This window comes from Streptomyces sp. NPDC033216, assembly GCF_055577115.1.
The window spans coordinates 50,623-69,499 of sequence record NZ_JBVIQK010000006.1; the positions used below are offsets into that span (position 1 = coordinate 50,623).

Annotated in this window: 16 protein-coding genes and 1 pseudogene; 9 read left to right on the forward strand and 8 right to left on the reverse strand. The window is 72.0% G+C overall.

Going from position 1 to position 18,877, the window contains the following annotated elements; translation table 11 throughout:
- Positions 1 to 123: 123 nt before the first annotated feature.
- A complete protein-coding gene (locus ACZ5Y0_RS14115) occupies positions 124 to 1,164 on the forward strand; it encodes an SAM-dependent methyltransferase (protein WP_469128932.1) in 1,041 nt (346 codons plus the stop codon).
- 9 nt (positions 1,165 to 1,173) lie between these two features.
- Here the strand turns inward: ACZ5Y0_RS14115 and ACZ5Y0_RS14120 are convergent, their stop codons facing one another.
- Complete coding sequence (locus ACZ5Y0_RS14120) at positions 1,174 to 2,325, reverse strand: NADH-quinone oxidoreductase subunit D (RefSeq protein WP_469128933.1); 1,152 nt, start codon at positions 2,323 to 2,325, stop codon at positions 1,174 to 1,176.
- A 31-nt stretch (positions 2,326 to 2,356) separates the two neighbouring features.
- On the opposite strand from ACZ5Y0_RS14120, the gene ACZ5Y0_RS14125 reads away from it, so the two are divergent.
- Complete coding sequence (locus ACZ5Y0_RS14125) at positions 2,357 to 2,863, forward strand: PH domain-containing protein (protein WP_469128934.1); 507 nt, start codon at positions 2,357 to 2,359, stop codon at positions 2,861 to 2,863.
- The gene (locus tag ACZ5Y0_RS14130; RefSeq protein ID WP_469128935.1) at positions 2,860 to 4,194 is read left to right on the forward strand and encodes a PH domain-containing protein; all 1,335 of its coding nucleotides are present in this window, start codon (positions 2,860 to 2,862) and stop codon (positions 4,192 to 4,194) included. The genes ACZ5Y0_RS14125 and ACZ5Y0_RS14130 overlap by 4 nt, the downstream gene beginning before the upstream one ends.
- Before the next feature lie 151 nt (positions 4,195 to 4,345).
- Here the strand turns inward: ACZ5Y0_RS14130 and ACZ5Y0_RS14135 are convergent, their stop codons facing one another.
- A complete protein-coding gene (locus ACZ5Y0_RS14135; RefSeq protein WP_469128936.1) occupies positions 4,346 to 5,737 on the reverse strand; it encodes a hypothetical protein in 1,392 nt (463 codons plus the stop codon).
- Between the two features lie 154 nt (positions 5,738 to 5,891).
- Positions 5,892 to 7,016, reverse strand: a complete 1,125-nt coding sequence (locus ACZ5Y0_RS14140) for an alpha/beta hydrolase (RefSeq protein ID WP_469128937.1) — start codon at positions 7,014 to 7,016, stop codon at positions 5,892 to 5,894.
- Between the two features lie 229 nt (positions 7,017 to 7,245).
- On the opposite strand from ACZ5Y0_RS14140, the gene ACZ5Y0_RS14145 reads away from it, so the two are divergent.
- From ACZ5Y0_RS14145 to ACZ5Y0_RS14170, 6 genes and pseudogenes are all read left to right on the forward strand, one after another.
- Positions 7,246 to 9,072, forward strand: coding sequence for a phosphatidylglycerol lysyltransferase domain-containing protein (locus ACZ5Y0_RS14145; protein WP_469128938.1), 1,827 nt, complete (start codon positions 7,246 to 7,248; stop codon positions 9,070 to 9,072).
- Between the two features lie 149 nt (positions 9,073 to 9,221).
- A pseudogene (gene folP, locus ACZ5Y0_RS14150) lies at positions 9,222 to 10,085 on the forward strand (dihydropteroate synthase); the annotation flags it as partial.
- 209 nt (positions 10,086 to 10,294) lie between these two features.
- Positions 10,295 to 10,807 (forward strand): nuclear transport factor 2 family protein, encoded by a 513-nt coding sequence (locus ACZ5Y0_RS14155; protein ID WP_469128939.1) that lies wholly within the window; start codon positions 10,295 to 10,297, stop codon positions 10,805 to 10,807.
- Between the two features lie 265 nt (positions 10,808 to 11,072).
- Positions 11,073 to 11,432: a dihydroneopterin aldolase gene (folB, locus tag ACZ5Y0_RS14160; RefSeq protein ID WP_469128940.1), complete on the forward strand. Its 360-nt coding sequence runs from the start codon at positions 11,073 to 11,075 to the stop codon at positions 11,430 to 11,432.
- Positions 11,429 to 12,040: a 2-amino-4-hydroxy-6-hydroxymethyldihydropteridine diphosphokinase gene (folK, locus tag ACZ5Y0_RS14165; RefSeq protein ID WP_469128941.1), complete on the forward strand. Its 612-nt coding sequence runs from the start codon at positions 11,429 to 11,431 to the stop codon at positions 12,038 to 12,040. The genes folB and folK overlap by 4 nt, the downstream gene beginning before the upstream one ends.
- A 68-nt stretch (positions 12,041 to 12,108) precedes the next feature.
- A complete protein-coding gene (locus ACZ5Y0_RS14170; RefSeq protein ID WP_469128942.1) occupies positions 12,109 to 12,594 on the forward strand; it encodes a DUF3180 domain-containing protein in 486 nt (161 codons plus the stop codon).
- A 51-nt stretch (positions 12,595 to 12,645) separates the two neighbouring features.
- Here ACZ5Y0_RS14170 and folE read toward each other — a convergent pair whose 3' ends face one another.
- From folE to ACZ5Y0_RS14195, 5 genes are all read right to left on the reverse strand, one after another.
- On the reverse strand, positions 12,646 to 13,251 hold the full coding sequence (gene folE, locus ACZ5Y0_RS14175; RefSeq protein WP_469128943.1) for a GTP cyclohydrolase I FolE: 606 nt from the start codon (positions 13,249 to 13,251) through the stop codon (positions 12,646 to 12,648).
- Between the two features lie 144 nt (positions 13,252 to 13,395).
- Positions 13,396 to 15,435, reverse strand: coding sequence for an ATP-dependent zinc metalloprotease FtsH (ftsH, locus tag ACZ5Y0_RS14180; RefSeq protein ID WP_469129182.1), 2,040 nt, complete (start codon positions 15,433 to 15,435; stop codon positions 13,396 to 13,398).
- Positions 15,436 to 15,618: 183 nt separating this feature from the next.
- Complete coding sequence (gene hpt, locus ACZ5Y0_RS14185) at positions 15,619 to 16,179, reverse strand: hypoxanthine phosphoribosyltransferase (RefSeq protein WP_469129183.1); 561 nt, start codon at positions 16,177 to 16,179, stop codon at positions 15,619 to 15,621.
- Between the two features lie 51 nt (positions 16,180 to 16,230).
- Entirely contained in the window at positions 16,231 to 17,253 is a 1,023-nt protein-coding gene (gene tilS / locus ACZ5Y0_RS14190) for a tRNA lysidine(34) synthetase TilS (protein WP_469128944.1), read from the reverse strand.
- Positions 17,254 to 17,491: 238 nt separating this feature from the next.
- Positions 17,492 to 18,622 (reverse strand): zinc-dependent metalloprotease, encoded by a 1,131-nt coding sequence (locus tag ACZ5Y0_RS14195; RefSeq protein WP_469128945.1) that lies wholly within the window; start codon positions 18,620 to 18,622, stop codon positions 17,492 to 17,494.
- Positions 18,623 to 18,877: the final 255 nt, after the last annotated feature.

The following is an 18,877-nucleotide window of genomic DNA, read 5'->3' on the forward strand; positions in this document are numbered from 1 at the left end:
AGGGAAGCACGATGCGTGCAGGGGTCAACCGGAGGGCCGATCCGGCCCCGGCGCGCGTACTCCGCAAGGTGGAGAGCCTGATCACCTGTGCGCCTACTCTGATGCGGTGGTGGAGACGATCCGGTGGTCGAAACGGTGAAGGGCGCAGACGGATGGCGCGGCTGGCGGGCGGCCGCGGAGGCCGCACTGTACGGGCCGCACGGCTTCTACCTGCGTCCCGAGGGTCCGGCCGGGCACTTCCGTACGTCGGTGCACGCCTCCCCGCTGTTCGCCGGGGCCGTGGCACGCCTGCTGTGCCGGGTCGACGAGGCGCTCGGCCGGCCCACGGCGCTCGACTTCGTCGACATGGCCGCCGGTCGCGGCGAACTGGTCACCGGCGTGCTGGCCGCGCTCCCCGCCCACGTGGCCGCCCGCACGCGCGCGTACGGGGTCGAGCTGGCCGCCCGTCCGGCGGGCCTCGATCCCGCGATCGCCTGGCTGCCCGAGCCTCCGTCGCAGGTCACCGGCCTGCTGTTCGCCAACGAGTGGCTCGACAACGTGCCGGTGGAGGTCGCCGAGGTGGACTCCGCGGGCGTACCGCGGTTGGTCCTGGTCCGGGACGACGGGACCGAGCGGCTCGGGGAGCCGGTGGCCGGGGCGGAGGCGCAGTGGCTCGCGCGGTGGTGGCCGCTGCCGGGCGAGGAGGGGCTGCGGGCGGAGATCGGGCTGCCCAGGGACCGCGCCTGGGCGGCCGCCGTCTCCCGCGTCGCACGGGGGCTCGCGGTGGCCGTGGACTACGCGCACACGGCGCAGAAGCGCCCTCCGTTCGGCACGCTGACCGGCTTCCGGGAGGGCCGCGAGACCTCACCCGTCCCGGACGGCACGTGCGACATCACGGCACATGTGGCGCTGGATGCGTGTGCGGAGGCGTGCACTCCGGCGCACGCGCCCCAGCGCCCGCTCGTTCTCCGCCAGCGCGCCGTCCTGCGCGCCCTCGGAGTCCAGGGCGCCCGCCCCTCGCTCACGCTCGCCTCCACGGACCCCGCCGGGTACGTGCGTGCCCTCGCCGACGCCGGGGAGGCGGCCGAACTCACGGCGGAGGGCGGGCTGGGGGAGTTCGGATGGCTTCTGCGGCCGGTGGGCATCCCCCACCCCCTCGACCCGCGCGTCGCGGCCCCCGGGTGACCCCGCGGCCTACTTGTCGATGTCCCCGACGACGAAGAACAGCGATCCCAGGATCGCCACCATGTCCGCGACCAGCGTGCCCGGCAGCAGCTCGGTGAGCGCCTGGATGTTGTTGTACGAGGCCGACCGCAGCTTCAGCCGGTACGGCGTCTTCTCGCCCTTGCTGACGAGGTAGTAGCCGTTGATGCCGAGGGGGTTCTCGGTCCACGCGTACGTGTGTCCCTCGGGCGCCTTGAGGACCTTCGGGAGCCGCTGGTTGATCGGTCCGGGCGGCAGGTCGCCGAGGCGGTCCAGGCAGGCGTCCGCGAGGTCGAGCGCGTTGTGCGTCTGCTCCAGGAGGCACTCGAAGCGGGCGAGACAGTCGCCCTCGGTCCGGCCCACCACCTTCAGGGTGTCCTGGAGGTCGCCGTACGCGAGGTAGGGCTCGTCGCGGCGCAGGTCGAAGTCGACGCCGGAGGCGCGGGCGATGGGCCCGCTCACCCCGTACGCGTGCACGGCCGCCGCGGTGAGGGTGCCGACGCCGCGCGTGCGGCCCCGGAAGATCTCGTTGCCGAGCACGAGGTCGTCGTAGACGTCCATGCGCGAACGCACGGCGGCGACGGCACCACGCGCGCGGGACGCCCAGCCGGCCGGCAGGTCCTCCTTGAGGCCGCCGACGCGGTTGAACATGTAGTGCATGCGTCCGCCGGAGACCTCCTCCATGACGTTCTGGAGCACCTCGCGCTCGCGGAAGGCGTAGAAGACCGGCGTGATCCCGCCCAGCTCCAGCGGGTACGACCCCAGGAACATCAGGTGGTTGAGCACCCGGTTCAACTCCGCCAGGAGGGTCCGCGTCCACACCGCGCGCGGGGGCACCTCCATGCCGAGCATCCGCTCCACGGCCAGGACCACGCCCAGCTCGTTCGAGAAGGCCGACAGCCAGTCGTGGCGGTTGGCCAGCATGATGATCTGGCGGTAGTCGCGAGCCTCGAACAGCTTCTCCGCCCCGCGGTGCATATAGCCGATCACCGGCTCCGCATGCTGGATGCGCTCGCCGTCCAGCACGAGCCTGAGTCGCAGCACACCGTGCGTGGAGGGGTGCTGGGGGCCGATGTTGAGCACCATGTCGGTGTTCTCCGCGGCACCGCCGATCCCGACCGTGGTCTCCGTCGTAGGAGTCATGAACCCAGTCTCCCCTACGTACGCTGGCCGTATGGAAACGGGGAGCGCTGCGGACGCGGGGACGACACCGGAGGCCGAGCCGCGGTGGACCGGGCTGCCGCCGGGGCTGTTGCGCATGCGGAGGCTGTTGCTGGTGGTGTGGCTGGGGGCGGCCGCCGTGGCCGCCGGGGTGCTGCTCGGCCTGTTCGCCGGCCGGGCCTGGGCCGCGTTCGCGCTGCTGCCCCTGGCGGGGATCGGCTGGGGCTGGATCGGACTCGGCCGCAACTGGCGCTCCTGGCGGTACGCCGAGCGCGCGGACGACCTGCTGATCAGCCGGGGCGTGCTGTGGCGCGAGGAGACGGTCGTGCCGTACGGGCGGATGCAGCTCGTGGAGGTGACCTCCGGTCCCGTCGAGCGGCACTTCGGGCTCGCCAGCGTGCAGCTGCACACAGCGGCCGCGGCGACCGACGCGACCCTCCCGGGGCTGGACCCGGCCGAGGCCGAACGGCTGCGGGACCGGCTGACCACGCTGGGCGAGGCCCGATCGGCTGGGCTGTGACGGCGCCGGGGGTCGAGGACGGCGTACGGCCGGAGCGGGTCGTCGTCGAGCGGCGGCTGCATCCCGTGACGCCGTTCAGGCGGGCGTGGGCGCCGGTCGCCGTGGTCGTCGGATGGGCCGCGCACGATCCGAACCAGGCCCAGGAGCAGCTGACCCGGCTGACCACGACGACCCTGCTCATCGCGCTCGCGGTTCTCGTGCCGGCGGCCTCGCTCTACGGGTTCCTGTCCTGGTGGTTCACGCACTTCTCGGTGTCCGACAGCGAACTGCGCATCCGCACCGGCCTGTTGTTCAAGCGCACGGCGCACATCAGGCTCGAGCGGCTCCAGGCCGTCGATGTCACCCAGCCGCTGCTCGCGCGGATCGCGGGCGTGGCCAAGCTCCGCCTGGACGTCGTCGGCGCCGACAAGAAGGACGAACTGGCCTACCTGGGCGAGCCGGAGGCCCGCGCCCTGCGCGCCGAGCTGCTCGCGCGCGCGGCGGGCTTCACGCCCGAGAAGGCCCACGAGGTGGGCGAGGCGCCCGCGCGCGAACTGCTGCGCGTGCCGGCGCGCGAACTGGCGATCGCGCTGACGCTGACCGGCGCCACCTGGGGCGCGCTCGTCGCCGCGCTCGTCGTGCCCCCGGTCCTGTGGCTCGCCACCCACAGCGTGTGGACGGTCCTCGCGACCGGCGTGCCGCTGCTGGGCGCGGCGGGCGCGAGCAGCGTGGGACGCTTCGTCGGCGAGTACGACTGGACGGTCGGCGAGTCGCCGGACGGGCTGCGGATCGACCACGGCCTCCTCGACCGTACGCACGAGACGGTGCCGCCCGGACGCGTGCAGACCGTACGCATCGTCGAACCGCTGCTGTGGCGGCGGCGCGACTGGGTGCGGGTCGAGCTGGACGTGGCCGGTTCGGCCAACTCCGTCCTCGTGCCGGTCGCCCCGCGCGCGGCGGCCGAGGCCGTCATCGCGCGCGTGCTGCCCGGTGCGCAGGCGCCCCCGACGGCCGCCCTCTCCCGGCCGCCGCGCCGGGCCGGCCGGTGCGTCCCGCTGTGGTGGCGGGGCTACGGCATCGCCGTAGCGGACACGGTGTTCGTCGCCCGGCACGGGCTGCTGCGCCGCAGCGTGGCGCTCGTGCCGCACGCCAAGGTGCAGAGCGTACGTGTGTCCCAGGGGCCCTGGAAGCGGCTGTGGCGGCTCGCGGACGTCCATGTGGACACGGGGGCGAACAAGACGGTGACGGCGCGCCTGCGGGACGCGCAGGAGGCGGCGGAGCTGCTGCGCGCCCAGGCGGAGCGGTCCCGGACCGGGCGCCGCGGCGCGCGCTCCGACCGTTGGATGGCGTGACCGCCGTCGCGAGCCGTCACCGCCGTCAAGAGCCGTCAGCAGCCGTCACCGCCGGACCTGCCGTATCCGCCGTGCACGCCGCGGCCCGCCGCACCGCAGAGGGCGTGGCGGGCCGGGGTCGGGCTGTCGGACCGGCGGGGGCCGACGGCCGTCAGGAGGCGGCGCTCCGCAGCCCCTGGACGTCGATCTGCTCGGTCTCGTCGTGCGCGGTCAGGTCGATGACCTGACCCACGACCCGCGCGTGCTCGTCGGCCGGCTTGAACTCCGCCTCGGCCTCGGCCTTGTGCAGCGCGAGCGCCTCCTGGCCGACGACATCGGCGAGGTCCTCGTTCTGGACGGCCTCCAACGCGGCGGCGGCCTTCTCCTTCTGCGTACCGAAGAAGTCGAAACCACCCTCCGCCGTGGGACGCCGTACCGGCTGCCTGGCCGGTACGACGGCGACGGCGGTGGGGACCGTGAAGTGAGCACTGCGCGCGGGGGCGGCGGGGTCCGGGGCGAGCGCGTCGCTCTCGGCGGCGGCCGCCACGGCCGGGACCGCCTCTGCCTCTTCGGCGGGCGCGGAATCCTCGGTCCTCGTCCTCGCGGTGGGATCCTGCGGGGTGACCTTCTCCTCCGGAGTGCCGTTCGCCTCGGCGGTCAGGTGGGGGGCGGTCGCGCGCGCGTGGTCGCCGACCGCCTCGGGCTTCCCCTCGACCTCGTCCTCCCGCACGGCCTCCGCGTCGCCGCCGGACTCGGCGGTGGGGGCGGCCCGGACGGGCTCGGCCCCGGCGGGCTCGTCGTCCGCCGCAGTGCTCCGCACCGGCTTCGGCCCGTCGGCGTCGAAGCGGGCCAGCGCCGCCTGCGCCCGCAGGAACAGCCGGGACCCGGACGGGGAGAAGACCCCGGGGGCCTCCGGCTCGTCCCCGGTGCCCTCCACCGCTCGGTCGTCGGCGTTCTCGGCGGCGTTCTCGGGGGCGTCGGCCCGCGTGCCCTCCTGGGCCTCCGGGGCGTCGCCCTCGGCCGGTCCCCGGGTCCCGGCACCGGTCTTCCGGGGCTTTGCCGCGGCGTCCTCCGCGGCCCGCGCGGGCGGCAGTGCCAGCGACGGGGCCGTACTTCCTATCTCGAGCAGGCGGCGGCCCTCCAGGGCGCTCGCCCGCTCGGTCTCCGCCGTGGCGTAACGGCGCAGCAGGGACGCGTGCTCGTTGCGCAGGCCGGCCAGTTCGGCGCGCTTGGCCCGCAGCCGCTGTTCCAGCTTGACGCGCAGTCCGCGCGACTCCTCGAGGTCGCTCTCCAGTTCGGCGACCCGCTCCTCGTAACGCCACTCGTCGCTCGCACGCGCGCGCGTGAGGTCGGCGACCCGCTTGCCCGCCTGGATGTCCCAGCGGCGCATGACGAACGCGCTCGCGACCGCCGTCGCCGCGGCGGCGCCGGCCAGACCGCGGAGCACCAGTGGCTCCGTGAACACCCAGGGGCCGAGGGCGCAGACGAGGGAGACGCCTGCGATCGCCGAAGGAGGCAGCAGCCGGTGCAAAGGTGGGGAATGGCGGTGACGTCCACGTGGCATGGCCAGAAACTTACCGCGCGTAGGCGAATGTTGGCGCCCCGCCCCGTGAAAACGCCGCCATAACGGAGCCTTCACGAGGCGTCAGGAAAACAGGCTCGCCGCGAATTCACCGGTAATCAAGATCATTTCTGGTGGGTGCGGCCGTCCGCCGACGTCACGGGCCGCTCGGCCGCCCGCTCAGCCGCCCGCTGATCCACTCCAGGGTCGGCGGGATCTCGCGCCGCCAGGTGTTGAAGTTGTGCCCGCCGCTTTCGAGGATGATCGACGAGATCCTCGTCCTGTTCGTGGCCTTCGCCAGTTCGATGAACTTCAGCGTGGCCTTGTAGTTGGATTCTCCAACCTTGCTGCTGGTGACGAGCAACGAGGTGTCGGGCGCGGGCCGGTGCTTCAGGAACCACCGCAGATCGGCCTCGTGGCGCCGCGTCTCGTCGCCACGGAACAGGTCACCGGTCGTCGGGTCGCTCGGCGCCTTGTAGTACGCGGACAGGCCGGCGCCCGCCCCGTAGACCTCGGGGTGGTGCATCGCCAGCTTCAGCGCGCAGTAACCGCCGGTGGAGTCCCCGATGACGCCCCAGCTGCCGGGTGTCCTGTTCACCCTGTAGTGGGCCGTCACCGCGGCGGGCAGGTCCTTGGCGAAGAAGGACTCGGTCTGCGGCCCCCCGGGGACGTCCACGCACTCCGTGTCCCGCGGCGGCGCGACCGTCGGCCGCATCATCACCAGGATCATCGGCTGCATACGGCCGTCCTCGGCGAGCCCCCGCGCGGTGCGCGGATAGTCCAGTTTGTCGACGAGGGCCTCCGCCGTGCCCGGGTAGCCCGTCAGGACGACGGCCGCCGGAAACGTGCGCCCGCCCTGGCGCGGGTCGAAGTACTCCGGCGGCAGGTACACGAAGGCGGGTGAGGCGATGCGCGTCGTACGGCCGTCGACGGCGACCTTCTGGATCTGGCCGCCGAACTCGGGCCGCCCGCCGCCGCCCTCCACGCGCCGGGTGTCGAGCACCCGCAGCGGTCCGCCGCCCGCGTGGTCGACGACGACACCCTGTTCGGTCTCCTGGCCGAACAGGTCCGCCCAGCTGGCATAGAACCCGAACGCCTGGTTGGCGGCGAGCCCCACGGACGCGAAGACGGCCAACTGGGTGGCCAGCAGCAGGGCGACGCGCGCCATGACGGCCCGCCAGCCGCGCCCGGCCAGCCGCGGCCACTGCCACACCGTGCCGACGAACAGCAGTACGGCGGACAGGACCGCCAGCAGCAGCACTGTTTTGCTCGTGAGACCCATCGGTGATCCTGCCCGCGCTCTCGGTCCGGGTTCCCGTGACCCCCACTCCCCGCGAGGGCTTGTCCCGGACTTTCCCTTGCCTTTTCGGCGGCTTTGAAGAGATGAGTGAACCTCTCCCCCCGAGACACCGTCCTAGAGGGCGCAATGTCGCCGGATGCCCGATCGGCACCGGATTTCAAAGTCTCTCGCGGAACTACGGGATGCGATGTCTGTCAGGGAAGATGGGGAAATGTCGGTCGGGGTTCCGAATCGATCAAGCCGAGTGCGGCAGCTGATCAGGGGGCCGCGCCCCGAGGCCGTGCCCGTCCTCGTCGGCCGGGCCTGTGCCGTCGTGGGTCTGCTCGACGTCGCCGCCGGGGTCTTCCCGCGGTTCCGCCACAGCCGTATGCACACCATGGCCGAGGTGCTCCCCGGCGCGCTCGGCCCGTTCGCCGCGGCGCTGTCGCTGAGCGCCGGCGTCCTGCTGCTCCTCCTCGCGCACGGCCTCAAGCGCAGCAAGCGGCGCGCCTGGCGCGCCGCGGTCGCGCTGCTTCCGGCGGGCGCCGTCGCGCAGTTCACCTATCGCCACTCGCTCGTCGGTGCACTGATCTCCGTCGCTCTCCTGGTACCCCTGCTGCGCCACCGCGACCAGTTCGCGGCCCTGCCCGACCCGCGCAGCCGCTGGCGCGCGCTGGCCAACTTCGTCCTCATGGGCGCCGGTTCCCTCGGCCTGGGCCTCGTCATCGTCAGCGCCCATCCGCGGCGCATGGTCGGCGACCCGAGCCTGGCCGACCGCATCTCCCACGTCCTGTACGGCCTGTTCGGCTTCGAGGGCCCGGTCGACTACCAGGGCAACACCTCCTGGACGGTCGCCTTCTCCCTGGGCGCCCTCGGCCTGCTCACCGCCATCACCACCGTGTACCTCGCCTTCCGCCCGGAGCACCCGGCCGCGCGCCTCACCGAGGAGGACGAGGTCCGGCTGCGCGCCCTGCTCGCCAAGCACGGCCGCCGGGACTCGCTCGGCCACTTCGCGCTGCGCCGCGACAAGGCCGTCGTCTTCTCCCCCAGCGGCAAGGCGGCCGTGACCTACCGCGTCGTCTCCGGCGTGATGCTCGCGAGCGGCGACCCCATCGGCGACGTCGAGGCCTGGCCCGGCGCCATCGAGCGCTTCATGGACGAGGCCAAGGCCCACTCCTGGACGCCCGCCGTCATGGGCTGCTCGGAGACCGGCGGCGAGGTGTGGACCCGCGAGACCGGGCTGGACGCCCTGGAACTGGGCGACGAGGCGGTGGTGGACGTCGCGGATTTCTCGCTGGCCGGCCGCGCGATGCGCAACGTGCGCCAGATGGTCAAGCGCATCGAACGCGCCGGTTACGAGACCCGGGTCCGACGTGTCCGTGACCTCGGCGAAGGCGAACTGGAGCGCATCCGGCTCGCCGCGGAGGACTGGCGCGGCACCGACACCGAGCGCGGCTTCTCCATGGCGCTCGGCCGCATCGGCGACTCCACCGACGGGGACTGCCTGATCGCCACCGCCCACAAGGCCGACGTCGAACCGGGTCCCTACGGCGACCTCAAGGCGATCCTGCACTTCGTGCCCTGGGGGCCGGACGGCGCCTCCCTGGACCTGATGCGACGGGACCGCTCCGCCGACCCCGGCATGAACGAACTGCTCATCGTCGCCGCCCTCCAGGCCGCTCCCAAGTTCGGCATCGCGCGCGTGTCGCTCAACTTCGCGATGTTCCGGTCGGCGCTGGCCCGCGGCGAGAAGATCGGCGCCGGCCCGGTGCTGCGCGCGTGGCGAGGACTGCTGGTCTTCCTCTCCCGCTGGTTCCAGATCGAGTCGCTGTACAAGTTCAATGCCAAGTTCCAGCCGCGCTGGGAGCCCCGATTCGTCGTCTACCGCGCCTCGGGCGACCTGCCCCGCATCGGCTTCGCCGCCATGCAGGCGGAGGGTTTCGTCAACCTCGCCCTGCCGCTGCCGCGCTTCCTGCGCCGCCGTACGTCCGCGGCACGCGCGTGTGCCCACACGGTGGCCGAACGCACGGTGGCCGACAGAGACGTACGGGCGGCCTAGCCGCGACGGCCCCCGTGAAGAAGGACGGACGTGAGCGGACCGGACACCCCGTCGAGACCGGCCCGGGCGGAAGCCCCACCCCCTCAGCCCTGGGGTTTCCGCCCGGGCCGCCCGGCACGGCGGTCCCCCGCTGGGCCTACGCTGAACGTATGAGCAAGCAGAGCGGACGAGGGCGCGTCGCCGGCCTTCCGGACTGGGACCGCTGCGCGGTCATGGGGGTCGTCAACGTGACGCCCGACTCCTTCTCCGACGGCGGCCGCTGGTTCGACACGGCGGCCGCCGTCAAGCACGGACTCGCGATGGTCGCCGAGGGTGCCGACCTGGTCGACGTCGGCGGTGAGTCCACCCGGCCCGGCGCCACCCGTGTCGACGAGGCCGAGGAACTCCGGCGGGTCGTCCCCGTCGTCCGCGGCCTCGCCTCCGAAGGCGTCGTCGTCTCCGTCGACACCATGCGCGCCTCCGTCGCCGCCCGGGCCCTCAGCGCGGGCGCCGCCCTCGTCAACGACGTCAGCGGCGGCCTCGCCGACCGGGAGATGATCCCGGTCGTCGCCGACGCGGGCGCCCCCTTCGTCGTCATGCACTGGCGCGGCTTCCTGGAGGGCGGCAACGTCAAGGGCGTCTACGACGACGTCGTCCGCGAAGTCGTCGACGAACTGCACGCGCGCGTGGACGCCGTCCTGGCGGGCGGCATCGCGCCGGACCGGGTGGTCGTCGACCCGGGGCTGGGCTTCTCCAAGGAGGCCGGCCACGATCTCTCCCTGCTCGCCCGTCTCGACCGGCTGCACGGCCTGGGCCACCCCCTGCTCGTCGCCGCCTCCCGCAAGCGGTTCCTCGGCCGGGTACTGGCGGGTCCGCAGGGCGCGCCCCCGCCCGCGCGCGAGCGCGACGCCGCCACGGCCGCCGTCTCCGCCCTCGCGGCGCAGGCCGGCGCGTGGGCGGTGCGCGTGCACGAGGTGCGCGCGACAGCGGACGCGGTGCGCGTCGCGCGCGCCGTGGAAGGGGCGCGCGAGGACGACCACGCGCCCGGCGCGGTCGCGTCACGCCAGGCGCCCTCCGCGACGCACGCACCTCCCACGCACACACCCGCGACGGTGACGGTCACGTCCGGCACGGCTACCGACACGGGTGCCGGCACCACAGACGGAGCGCACGGCGCCCCCGGCGCGCCCACCCCGCACGACGTGCGTCCCGCACCCACCCCGCACGGCGCAGAAGGAGCCCGGTGAGCGCCTCCCACACCGATGTCGAGCAGGTCGAGGCCGCGAACACGGCCTTCTACGAGGCACTCGAACGGGGTGACTTCGACGAGGTGTCCTCGCTCTGGCTCACCCCCGCCGACCTGGGCGTCGACGAGGAGTTCCACGATCCGGCGGACGCGGGTGTCGTCTCCTGCGTGCATCCGGGATGGCCGGTGCTCACCGGGCGCGGCGAGGTGCTGCGGTCGTACGCGCTGATCATGGCGAACACCGACTACATCCAGTTCTTCCTCACCGACGTCCATGTGTCCGTCACCGGCGACACGGCCCTGGTGACCTGCACCGAGAACATCCTCAGCGGTGGCCCCGCCCCGGAGGCCGGCGAGGAGCTGGGGCCCCTCGTGGGCCAGTTGGTGGTCGCCACCAACGTGTTCCGCCGCACCCCCGACGGGTGGAAGCTCTGGTCGCACCACGCGTCCCCGGTCATGGCCGAGAACACCGAGGACGCCGAGGACGAGGACGAGGAAACCCCCTCCTGAGCGGGTAGCCGCCAAGGATGACGGGTGAGCCGCCGGGACCGGGACGTGGTCGGAATCACGAACGTCCGGGTACGGGCGGGTACCGGCCCGTGAGCCGCTGGGAGTTCCCGGGGAAACCCACGGTGAATCCTGTCGGCTGCGACACGGCCGGTGTCCCCGCGGCCCGGCCGTGTCGGTGCTCGCAGGTAGATTCGTTCGAGGCCGGTGTGCCGCCCCGCACACGGCACGGAACCGGCCGTTCCCGACGACTTCAGGAGTGATTCGCGTGGATCGTGTCGCGCTGCGCGGCCTCAAGGCCCGCGGGTACCACGGTGTGTTCCCCAGGGAGCGCGAGGAGGGCCAGACCTTCATCGTGGACCTCGTCCTGGGCCTGGACACCCGTCCGGCCGCGGCCGACGACGACCTGGCGAAGACCGTGCACTACGGCATCGTGGCCGAGGACGTCGTGGCCGTCGTCCAGGGCGAGCCGGTCGACCTCATCGAGACGCTCGCCGAGCGCATCGCCCAGGCCTGCCTGAAGCACCAAGAGGTCCAGGAGGTCGAGGTCTGCGTCCACAAGCCGGACGCGCCGATCACGGTCCCCTTCGACGACGTGACCGTCACCATCACCCGGAGCCGGGCATGACCGCGTTCTTCACCGGGGGCCAGAGCGACCCGACCGTACAGCCGGTGCCCACCTCCGTCGTCCAGCAGGTCGACGCCGCCGACACCACGCTCCACAACCCGAGGCGGGCCGTGATCTCCCTCGGCTCCAACCTCGGCAACCGCCTGGAGACCCTCCAGGGCGCCATCGACGCCCTGGAGGACACGCCGGGCGTGCGCGTCAAGGCCGTCTCTCCGGTGTACGAGACCGAGCCGTGGGGCGTGGAGCCGGGCAGCCAGCCCTCGTACTTCAACGCGGTCGTCATCCTGAAGACGACACTCCCGCCGTCGTCCCTCCTGGAGCGGGCGCACGCGGTCGAGGAGGCCTTCCACCGCGTACGGGACGAGCGCTGGGGCGCGCGCACCCTGGACATCGACATCGTCGCGTACGCCGACGTCGTCTCCGAGGACCCGTCCCTGACCCTGCCCCACCCGCGCGCCCACGAACGCGCCTTCGTCCTCGCCCCGTGGCACGACGTGGAGCCCGGCGCGGAGGTGCCCGGCCGCGGCGCTGTCGCCGAGCTGCTCGGTACCGTGACGCGGGACGGCGTGGCCGCCCGCGAGGACCTGGAACTCCGGCTGCCCGAGTAGTCGTTAAGGTCAGGACGAGACGTTCCCCGGCCACCCGCCGCGGAACCCGGGGGAACCGAAGGGACACCGTGAGAGAGCTGCGCATCAGGATGCTGGTCGGTGTCTTCGCCGTCGCGGGTGTTCTGTCGTGGGCGGGCGCCCGCCTCTGGAACTCGATCGGGACCCTGCCCAGCGTTCCGCTGGCCGCCCCCGTCGTCCTCGCCGTGATCGCCGTGGTGCTGCTGGCCACGGCGCTCTCGATCCGCTCCCGTCTCAAGGCGCAGCGCGAGCGCCGTCCCGAGGCCAAGGGCGTCGATCCCCTGATGGCGGCCCGAGCGGTCGTCTTCGGCCAGGCCAGCGCGCTCGTCGCCGCCCTCGTCGCGGGCATGTACGGCGGTGTGGGCGCCTTCCTGCTGGAGTCCCTCGACATCCCCGCCCGCCGCGACCAGGCGATCTACGCCGGGTTCTCGGTCCTGGCCGGCATCGGTGTCATAGCGGCGGCCATCTTCCTGGAGCGCGTCTGCAAGCTCCCCGAAGACGACGACGACACCTCGGGAGCGGCCTCGACGGCCTGATCCGCCGCCGGATCCGCCTCAGCCCGTCTCAGCAGCCCGCCCTGAGCGTTCTCAGCGCGCCATGATCAGGCTCATCGCCTCGTTGCGCGTCGCCGCGTCCCGCAGCTGTCCGCGCACCGCCGACGTGAGCGTCTTGGCGCCGGGCTTGCGGATACCACGCATCGACATGCACATGTGTTCGCACTCCACCACGACGATGACTCCACGCGGCTCAAGGATCTCCATCAGGGAGTCCGCGATCTGGGTGGTGAGACGTTCCTGCACCTGGGGGCGCCGGGCGTAGACGTCCACCAGCCGGGCCAGCTTGGACAGGCCGGTGATCTTTCCACTGGTGGCCGGGATGTACCCGACGTGCGCGACCCCACGGAACGGCACCAGATGATGTTCACAGGTGCTGTAGACCTCGATGTCCTTCACGAGCACCATCTCGTCGTGCCCGATGTCGAACGTCGTCGTCAGAACGTCCTCGGGCACCTGCCAGAGCCCCGCGAATATCTCCCGGTAGGCGCGGGCCACCCGCGCGGGCGTCTCCCGCAGTCCCTCCCGGTCAGGATTCTCGCCGACCGCGATCAGCAGTTCGCGTACGGCGTTCTCGGCCCGCTTCTCGTCGAACTCGCCGACGGGGCCTTCGCCGTCCAGCGTCACGGGGTCGGTCATTCGGGTGCCTCGTTCCTGTACGGGTCGCGTGTGGATCACGCGTGGAGTGCGGCGGCCGTAACCGAAATGCCGCGCCCCCCAGGCTAGAACCTGGGGGGCGCGGCATGCATTCCGGGCCTGGTGGCGTCACCGGGACCCGGGGCGTCAGCTCTCCGGACGCTCCTCGGGGGCCGGTTCGGCCACCGGGGCGGGGTCCACCGCGGCCGACTTGGCCGTGCTGATCGCGGGCGTCGCGCCGTTGGCCCCGTTGGTCAGTGCCAGCTCCCTGGGGGAGAGCACCGGCGGACGGGTCGACGGCGTACGCCGCGAGGAGCCGGTCCAGGCGGGCCGTGCCGGGCGCTTGACGATGGCGGAGAAGATCTCGGCGATCTCCTCCTTGTTCAGCGTCTCCTTCTCCAGCAGGCGGAGCACCAGGTTGTCGAGGACGTCGCGGTTCTCGACCAGGATCTCCCAGGCCTCGTTGTGCGCGTTCTCGATGAGCTTCTTGACCTCTTCGTCGACCAGCGCGGCGACCTCTTCCGAGTAGTCGCGCTGGTGGGCCATCTCACGGCCGAGGAAGGGCTCGGTGTTGTCGCCGCCGAACTTGATGGCGCCGAGACGCTCGGTCATGCCGTACTGGGTGACCATCGCGCGGGCCGTGGCAGTGGCCTTCTCGATGTCGTTCGCGGCGCCCGTGGTCGGGTCGTGGAAGACCAGTTCCTCGGCCGCGCGACCGCCCAGCATGTAGGCGAGCTGGTCGAGCATCTCGTTACGGGTGGTCGAGTACTTGTCCTCGTCCGGGAGCACCATCGTGTAGCCGAGCGCCCGGCCGCGGGACAGGATCGTGATCTTGTGGACCGGGTCGGAGTTGGGGGAAGCAGCCGCGACCAGGGCGTGGCCGCCCTCGTGGTACGCGGTGATCTTCTTCTCCTTGTCCGACATGATCCTGGTCCGCTTCTGCGGGCCCGCGACCACACGGTCGATCGCCTCGTCCAGCATGTGGTTGTCGATCAGCTTCCGGTCCGAGCGGGCCGTCAGCAGCGCGGCCTCGTTCAGCACGTTGGAGAGATCGGCACCCGTGAAGCCGGGGGTGCGGCGGGCGACGGCGGCCAGGTCGACGTCGGGCGCGACCGGCTTGCCCTTCTGGTGGACCTTGAGGATCTCCAGACGGCCCTGCATGTCCGGGCGGTCGACCGCGATCTGGCGGTCGAAACGGCCGGGGCGCAGCAGCGCCGGGTCGAGGATGTCGGGCCGGTTCGTGGCGGCGATGAGGATCACGCCGCCCTTCACGTCGAAGCCGTCCATCTCGACGAGCAGCTGGTTCAGCGTCTGCTCGCGCTCGTCGTGACCGCCGCCGAGGCCGGCGCCGCGATGGCGGCCGACCGCGTCGATCTCGTCGACGAAGACGATCGCCGGGGCGTTCGCCTTGGCCTGCTCGAAGAGGTCACGCACACGGGAGGCACCGACACCGACGAACATCTCGACGAAGTCGGAACCGGAGATCGAGTAGAAGGGGACGCCCGCCTCGCCGGCGACGGCGCGCGCGAGCAGGGTCTTGCCGGTGCCGGGAGGCCCGTACAGGAGCACACCCTTGGGAATCTTGGCGCCGACGGCCTGGAACTTCGCCGGTTCCTGGAGGAACTCCTTGATCTCGTGGAGTTCCTCGACGGCCTCGTCCGAACCGGCGACGTCCGCGAACGTCGTCTTCGGCGTGTCCTTGGTGATGAGCTTCGCCTTGGACTTGCCGAAGTTCATGACCCGGGAGCCGCCACCCTGCATCTGATTCATCAGGAACAGGAAGACGACGACGATGAGGACGAAGGGGAGCAGGGACAGCAGGATCCCGACGAAGGCGTTCTGCTTCGTCGGAGAGACCGTGTAGCCGTCCGGAATCTGCTTGTCCTGGTATTTGGTCTGCAGGGTGTTGGCGATGGTCACGCCCTGATCGCCGATGTAGCTCGCCTGGATCTTCGAGCTGCCCTCGACCTTTGTGCCGTCCTTGAGCGTGACCTTGATGATCTGCTCGTCACCGGTGGTGAGCTTGGCCGACTCGACCTTGTTGTCGTTGATCGCTGCAACGACCTGGCCGGTGTCCACCGTCTTGTGGCCACCGGACGAGCCGACGACCTGCATCAACACGACCACGGCAAGGACGGCCAGCACGATCCACATGACCGGCCCACGGAAGTATCGCTTCACGTCCATCCATACGGAGCGGTGCCGCCCCGTCCCTCCTGCCATAGTGAGTTTGATAAGACAGTTCTTCTGACGGTACCCCAGCATTGTCGCGCGAAGCCGCACGGGAAGTCTGGCGAACCCGTCTGCATGCTCCAACGGCGCGGGACCCGCTGGGGTTCCCGATCGTCCCCATCAGGACGCTCTTGTGGCTCAGCCGCCGTAGACGTGGGGCGCGAGCGTGCCGACGAACGGGAGGTTGCGGTACTTCTCCGCGTAGTCGAGGCCGTAACCCACGACGAACTCGTTGGGGATGTCGAAGCCCACCCACTCCACGTCGATCGCGACCTTGGCCGCGTCGGGCTTGCGCAGCAGCGTGCACACCTTGAGGGAGGCCGGCTCGCGCGAGCCGAGGTTGGACAGCAGCCAGGACAGGGTCAGTCCGGAGTCGATGATGTCCTCGACGATCAGGACGTGCTTGCCCTTGATGTCGGTGTCGAGGTCCTTGAGGATGCGCACCACACCGGAGGACTGGGTGCCGGCGCCGTAGGAGGACACGGCCATCCAGTCCATGGTGACGGGGGTGGACAGCGCCCGTGCGAGGTCGGCCATCACCATCACCGCGCCCTTGAGGACGCCGACGATGAGCAGGTCCTTGCCCGCGTATTCCGCATCGATCTTCGCCGCCAGCTCCGCCAGCTTGGCGTCGATCTCTTCCTTGGTGATGAGCACCGTCTTGAGGTCGGCACCCATGTCTTTCGCGTCCACCCGCATCACTTTCGGTCGTCCCACCGGCCGCCGCCCCTCCGAGTGGAGGGTCGGGATTCAGCCTTGCCGAATCACCAGTCTGCCACCCTGGCGCTGGGCGACGACTTTGCCGGGGAGATTGATGGCTCCCTGGCCGCGCCAGCCGGTGATCAGCCGGTCGATCTCCTCGATGTGCCGGGCGAACAGCGAACCGGCCGGGGCACCCGCCTCGATGGCGGCGCGGCGCAGGATGCGACGGCGCACGGCGGGCGGCAGGGCGTAGAGCTTGGCGCACTCCAGCAGACCGGTGTCGTCCCGTACGGCGGCCTCGGCCTGGCCCGCCCAGGCGTCGAGGGCGTCGGCGTCGTCGCGGGAGAGCTGGGCCGTTCGGGCGAGGGCTTCCACGACGCCCTTGCCGAGGGCCTTCTCCAGGGCGGGCAGGCCTTCGTGGCGCAGCCGGGAGCGGGTGTAGGCCGGGTCGGCGTTGTGCGGGTCGTCCCAGACGGGGAGGGACTGGGCCATGCAGGCCTTGCGGGCGGTCTGCCGGTCGAGCTGGAGGAAGGGCCGGCGGTAACGGCCGCCGGCCCCCGAGACCGCGGCCATTCCGGACAGGGAGCGGATGCCCGAGCCGCGGGCGAGGCCGAGGAGGACGGTCTCGGCCTGGTCGTCGCGGGTGTGGCCGAGGAGGATCGCGGCGGCGCCGTGGCGGTCGGCGGCGGCGTCGAGGGCGGCGTAGCGGGCGTCGCGGGCGGCGGCCTCGGGGCCGCCTTCACGGCCGACGGTGACGGCGGCGGCCTCCACCGGGTCGAGGCCGAGTTCGCGCAGCCGCAGGACGACCTCGTCGGCGCGCAGGTCGGAGCCGGGCTGGAGGCCGTGGTCGACGGTGACGCCGCCGGCGCGGATGCCGAGCTTGGGGGCCTCGAAGGCGAGAGCCGAGGCGAGCGCCATGGAGTCGGCGCCGCCGGAGCAGGCCACGAGCACGAGCGGCGAGGGCGGAGGCTCGTGCGAGGTGGCGTCACCGGTGCCGTGGTGGGTGAGGATGTCGTGGAGGACGCGGCGGACCGCCAGGCGTATCGCCGCGACCGCAGGATGGGGACCCATGTCCGGTTCCCTTCATGAAATTTTCGGGGGTTGAACCCGAGGTCGGTCACGCAGAGTGTGTCGATGGTGACAGAACCGGGCCGTTCCCCGAGCATTGCACGCCTGCCGGGGACTCACGGTCCCTCGGACGGGTGAATGAAGGGGCGTTCTCCTGCCCTCGGCCGATTTCGATTCACGGCGGACGACGCGCGCTCACCGCGCTCGCCGCGCTCGCCGCGCTCGCCACGGATTCGCCGGTTCACGACTCGCTCTTACGGTGCACCCGCGTGACCCAGTCCGCCGGTTCGGCGATCTCGGCCTTGGTGGGGAGGGTGTTCGGCGAGGTCCACACGCGGTTGAAGCCGTCCATGCCGACCTGGTCGACGACGGCCCGCACGAACCGCTCACCGTCCTGGTACTGCCGGAGTTTGGCATCCAGGCCGAGCAGCTTGCGCAGCGCCGTGTCCAGCCGCGAGGCACCCTTGGCTCGACGCTGCTGGAACTTCTCCCGGATCTCGGCGACCGTCGGTACGACGTCCGGGCCGACGCCGTCCATCACGAAGTCGGCGTGCCCCTCCAGCAGGGACATCACGGCGGTGAGCCGGGCGAGGATCTCCCGCTGGGCGGGGCTCTGGACCAGCTCGACCAGGGAGCGGCCGCCGTCGTCCTCCTCCCCCTCGGGGCGCCCGCCGACGAGGGACTGGGCCGCTTCCCTGACCCGCTCCAGGAACGTCATGGGGTCGACGTCCGTCTCCGCCAAGAAGGACTGGATTTCACCCTCCAGGTGGTCGCGGAGCCAGGGCACCGCGGAGAACTGCGTGCGGTGCGTCTCCTCGTGCAGGCACACCCAGAGGCGGAAGTCGTGGGGGTTCACGTCGAGTTCGCGTTCGACGTGCACGATGTTCGGCGCGACGAGGAGCAGACGGCCGGCGCCGTTGGCACCCGCGGGCAGCTCGCGGGTGGCGGGGGCGAAAGTCTCGTACTGGCCGAGGACGCGGGAGGACAGGAACGACAGCAGCATGCCGAGTTCGACGCCGGTGACCTTGCCGCCGACCGCGCCCAGGACCGCGCCGCCGGCGCCGCCGCCGCGGCGTTCCTCCATCTTGTCGAGGAGGGGTTTGAGGATCTCCCGGAAGCCGGCCACGTTCGCCCGGATCCAGCCCGGCCGGTCGACGACCAGGACAGGGGTGTCGTGGAGGTCCTCGGTGCCCATGCGGGTGAAGCCCCGGACGTGTCCTTCCGAGGCCTTGGCGTGCCTGCGCAGTTCCGCGACGACGGCGCGAGCCTCCTCCCGGCTCACCTCTGGGCCCGGCCGTACGAGGCGGGTCGCGGTCGCGACCGCGAGGTTCCAGTCGACCATCCCGGAAGAGGCACCACCGATGCTCGTCATGCGTCAACCGTACGTGAGGGGTGACGTTGCGGGCAGGGAGTGGGGGATGCGTCAGGGTCGGCTCGGGGTCGGGGGCGGGTTGGCGTGGCCGTGGGCGGAGCGGCGGGGCGGCGCCGGACAAGGGCGCGGGGGTGGGTCGCGCGGCCCGGCGCCGAGGGGGTGCCGGCTGCGCCCCTCCTCCGCCGTGCTCGGTTTCGCTCGCGTGGGGAACCCCGGTCGGTCCAAGCGGCCCGCATGCCCGCGGACGCCGGCGGT

Coding starts and splice junctions, on each gene's coding strand:
- folK (WP_469128941.1), top strand. CDS start 11,429: ATGACCGCGTTCTTCACCGGGGGCCAGAGCGACCCGACCGTACAGCCG.
- ftsH (WP_469129182.1), bottom strand. CDS start 15,435: ATGGACGTGAAGCGATACTTCCGTGGGCCGGTCATGTGGATCGTGCTG.
- hpt (WP_469129183.1), bottom strand. CDS start 16,179: ATGCGGGTGGACGCGAAAGACATGGGTGCCGACCTCAAGACGGTGCTC.
- ACZ5Y0_RS14195 (WP_469128945.1), bottom strand. CDS start 18,622: ATGACGAGCATCGGTGGTGCCTCTTCCGGGATGGTCGACTGGAACCTC.
- ACZ5Y0_RS14140 (WP_469128937.1), bottom strand. CDS start 7,016: ATGGGTCTCACGAGCAAAACAGTGCTGCTGCTGGCGGTCCTGTCCGCC.
- ACZ5Y0_RS14120 (WP_469128933.1), bottom strand. CDS start 2,325: ATGACTCCTACGACGGAGACCACGGTCGGGATCGGCGGTGCCGCGGAG.
- ACZ5Y0_RS14145 (WP_469128938.1), top strand. CDS start 7,246: ATGTCGGTCGGGGTTCCGAATCGATCAAGCCGAGTGCGGCAGCTGATC.
- tilS (WP_469128944.1), bottom strand. CDS start 17,253: ATGGGTCCCCATCCTGCGGTCGCGGCGATACGCCTGGCGGTCCGCCGC.
- ACZ5Y0_RS14125 (WP_469128934.1), top strand. CDS start 2,357: ATGGAAACGGGGAGCGCTGCGGACGCGGGGACGACACCGGAGGCCGAG.
- folE (WP_469128943.1), bottom strand. CDS start 13,251: ATGACCGACCCCGTGACGCTGGACGGCGAAGGCCCCGTCGGCGAGTTC.
- ACZ5Y0_RS14135 (WP_469128936.1), bottom strand. CDS start 5,737: ATGCCACGTGGACGTCACCGCCATTCCCCACCTTTGCACCGGCTGCTG.